Genomic DNA, 3,972 nt, shown 5'->3' with positions numbered 1-3,972 from the left:
CGCAACCAATACTGTTAGGGATGGGACGTAGTTGTGTATCAACAGGAGAAGGAGTGTGGTTGCCATCACTGCGAAAGGGAGTAGATGAGTGGGAGTCAATGTTGTGTAGTGTAGGAAAGTTGTATGTAGAAGGAGCAGAGATAGACTGGTTAGGAATGGACAGAGATGGTAGGAGGCAGAAGGTAGTATTGCCGACTTATCCGTTTCAGCGGCAGCGTTATTGGATAGATACTGCCACAAATCTAGACCAGGGGACTATGAATGAAAAGTCCTCAAGTTTAGTTGTCAACCTACTAAATCAGGCTGATACAGTAGGACTAACTCAGGAGTTAATTCAGACTGAACAACTGACAGAAGATGAGCAAATATTTTTACCTAAAATACTGGAAATTTTAATAAATAGACATCAAGAATATTTTCAACCTCAATCCAATGTAGTTGTTGAATATTATGATGAATTAGTTGATTTTGAGAATGAAGGTGAAAGTTTAATTTTAAATTATATCCCTTTGCCAACAATTATTCGAGACTTTTCATGGCTTTTAGAAATAACATCAGAAAAAAAATATGCTAAACTTATTAAAATTGCCCAACAAGAAACTAGAAAGATAGGTTGGAGAAAAGTAGATTTTGGCTCCTGTAAGAAAGTTCTCGATATTGGTTGTGGACATGGCACTGATTTAATAGATCTAGCGCTGAAGTATGATAGCCTCGAGCTGTGTGGTTATACAATATCAGGCGCTCAAGTAGAGCTGGGCAATCGAAAAATAAATGAATTTAACCTAGAGCAACGAGTCAAAATCCTAAATCAAGATAGTTCAAAGGATGAATTTCCCGACAACTACGATTTGATGTATGGATTTGAAGTAATCTGTCATATAAGGAACAAAAATAAACTGTTTTTAAATATCGGCAATCACTTAAATAACAACGGTTATTTTGTTGTTGCAGATTTTATATCAAATGCATCATTTGCGATTGATTATGATGCTCACTCATCTTATCTAATAACTAAACAAGAATGGCTGAATCTACTCTCAGAAAATCATCTGAAAGTAATTGACTATGTAGATATTAGCCCGGAAGTTGCTAACGGTCTCTACGATTCAAATTTTCAAGACAATTTGGAATATGTCTGTAAAAAATGGAATTTTACAGAAAATACAATAGTAGGCTTTCAGTCTTATCAAAACTTGTACAAGATGCTTCGTAAGGGCTTAGTAAGCTATGTAGTACTTACTGCCCAGAAACAAAATGATCTGCCAGCAAATGAAATTTATCAACTCAACCAACAAAAACTTGAGACTCCTCTATATTTCTCTGATGTTTCTTTTCAACAACTTTTTTATGAAGTTAAATGGCAACTTCAGCCTGGTAATAAAAAGCAGCTAGCTAAAACAAAAGATACTGTAGTAGGAAATTGGCTGATCTTTAGTGACACAGGGTGTGTGGGTCAAGAATTACGAAAACTATTGGAAAAAAATGGCGATCGCTGTTTCATGGTTTTTCCTGGTAAAGCCTACAAGCAAAAGGAGATAGATAGTTGGGAAATAAACCCATCTCATCCAGAGGATTTTGAGACTTTGTGCCAGCAGATAATAACAAATACTCAGGGGGATTGGAAGGGAACTATACATCTGTGGAGTATAGAGACTCCATCATCATTACAACTGAATATATCCGATTTGGAGCAAGCTCAACAATGGGGCTGTGGCAGTGTATTACATTTGGTGCAAGCTTTCCTAAAACATCCTAACTTTTTCTCACAAAAACTTTGGCTGGTCACTAGAGGTTCTCAGCCTGTGCTATCAGAGACAAAGGCAATGGCCGTAGCTCAAACTCCAATATGGGGATTAGGTCGAGTGTTATCCCTGGAACATCCTCAGTTGTGGGGAGGTTTACTAGACTTAGATGTAGAGGCTTCTACAAACGAGGTGGAAATGCTTCTAGAGTACATAACAGATAATCAAGGGGAAGATCATCTAGCTTTTCGTTCTGGCAGAGCTTATGTAGCTCGTTTAGTAAAACAACTCCTACCAGAATCTCCGCCAGTTTTATTGAATGATGATGCAACTTACTTAATTACAGGAGGGCTGGGCGCTTTAGGATTACAAACAGCTCAATGGATGGTATCCAAGGGCGCTCGCCATCTGGTTTTAGTCAGTAGAACTCAACCCTCACAGCACAAGCAAGCAACTATCAGTCATTTACAACAGCAGGGAGCAGAAGTAGTTGTAGCTCAAGCTGATGTCTGCAATCCTCAAGAACTTTCAAGAGTCTTTGAGCAAGTAGAAAGTTCCATGGCACCAATTAAAGGGATAGTTCATGCAGCAGGTGTGGGAACCATTAACCCAATAGAACAGATGGAACTGTCTGAGTTAGAAGAGGTAATGGCTCCCAAAGTTATTGGTGGATGGATACTTCATCAACTAACTGAAGACAGAAATCTCGACTTTTTTGTGAGTTTCTCTTCAATATCAGGAGTATGGGGTGCAGCAGGTCAGGCTCACTATGCAGCATCGAATCATTTCTTAGATGGGCTAGCTCATTACCGTCAAGCCAAAGGATTGCCTGGTATGAGTATCAACTGGGGACCTTGGTCTGGTGCTGGTATGGCAAGTGAAGAGGAATTGAAAAAACTGAGCAAAAGAGGCATTAAACCTCTATCTCCTGAACAAGGAGTAGCGGTTTTGGAGCAGTTGTGGACAAGTGGGATGAGCCAAATAACAGTAGCGGATGTTAATTGGAGTCTATTCAAACAACTATACGAAGTTGGAACAAAACGTTTGCTTCTCGAAGAAATTGGCTCATACTCCCAAGATGATATATTATCTCTAGAACAAAACTCCCATATCTTACACCAACTTCAAAAAGTCTCAAATACTGAACGAAAAGAACTTTTAACTGGTTACATTCAAAGGGAAATCAACAAACTACTAGGATTTTCAAAATCCAAGTTTCAAGATCCAAAATTAGGATTTTTTGAGATGGGTATGGATTCTTTGAGGGTTGTTGAGTTAAGAAATATGTTGAGTTCTAACCTGAATTATTCGATTAGTACTGCTACATTTTTTGATACCTCTAATATCCAAGAGCTAGCTGAATATCTAATTAACGAAATTTTCTCAGAGGAGCAAAATCCAAAAGTTGATGTTGGAGATAGTCAAAATACAGATGTAACGAACAAAGTTCCTCCAAATCTTGAAACAGAACCTGAAGAGGAAATTGATAATGCAATTGCAGAAGAATGGAAAGAAATCCAATACCTACTAAGGGAGGAAAGCTGAAATGAAGGATATTTATAAAACAACACAGCAAACATTTTCATCTAAACAGTTACTTCAAGGTCTAAAAGAAATGCGAACTAGACTTGAAGCAGCAAATAAAGCGAAAACTGAGCCTATAGCTATCGTGGGTATGGGATGCAGATTTCCTGGTGGAGCTAATGACCAGTCTACATATTGGCATCTGTTGCATAACGGCATAGATGCGATTGCACAAGTGCCACCCCAGCGATGGGATGTGAATGCATACTACGATCGAGACCCAGAAACTCCTGGTAAAAGCTATACCAAAGAGGGTGGATTCATCACAGATGTCGATCTATTTGACCCTCAGTTTTTTGGTATTTCCCCAAGAGAAGCAGTCAAGTTAGATCCACAATATAGATTACTTCTAGAAGTTACCTGGGAAGCATTGGAGAATGCTGGACAAACATGGCAAAAGTTGAGAAATAGCCCGACTGGTGTTTTCATGGGTATTTGTACGGACGACTATGCTCAACTAAGTATGCAGCTAAATCAAGATGCAATAGATGCTTACTCAGGTTTCGGTACATTGAGGTGTATGGGTGTTGGGCGTATTTCTTATTTGTTGGGTTTGCAGGGGCCAAATATACAAATAGACACAGCTTGTTCAACTTCTTTAGTTGCAGTCCATATGGCTTGTCAAAGTCTGCGTTCAGGAGAGTGT

At 38.8% G+C, this 3,972-nt stretch carries 2 protein-coding genes; both read left to right on the top strand.

The annotated features are described in order from the left end of the window. The coding region (locus F6K52_RS33355; RefSeq protein ID WP_293088962.1) for an SDR family NAD(P)-dependent oxidoreductase at positions 1-3,287 on the top strand (3,287 nt) is incomplete at its 5' end. A 1-nt stretch (position 3,288) separates the two neighbouring features. Next, positions 3,289-3,972, top strand: a 684-nt coding sequence (locus tag F6K52_RS33350; RefSeq protein ID WP_293088960.1) for a polyketide synthase, incomplete at its 3' end; no start/stop codon positions are given.

It is taken from the genome of Moorena sp. SIO3H5 (assembly GCF_010692395.1).
In the GTDB taxonomy this organism is placed as follows: Bacteria; Cyanobacteriota; Cyanobacteriia; order Cyanobacteriales; family Coleofasciculaceae; genus Moorena.
The sequence above is the reverse complement of the archived record's forward strand: the minus strand, read 5'-3'. Positions and strand labels throughout refer to the sequence as shown.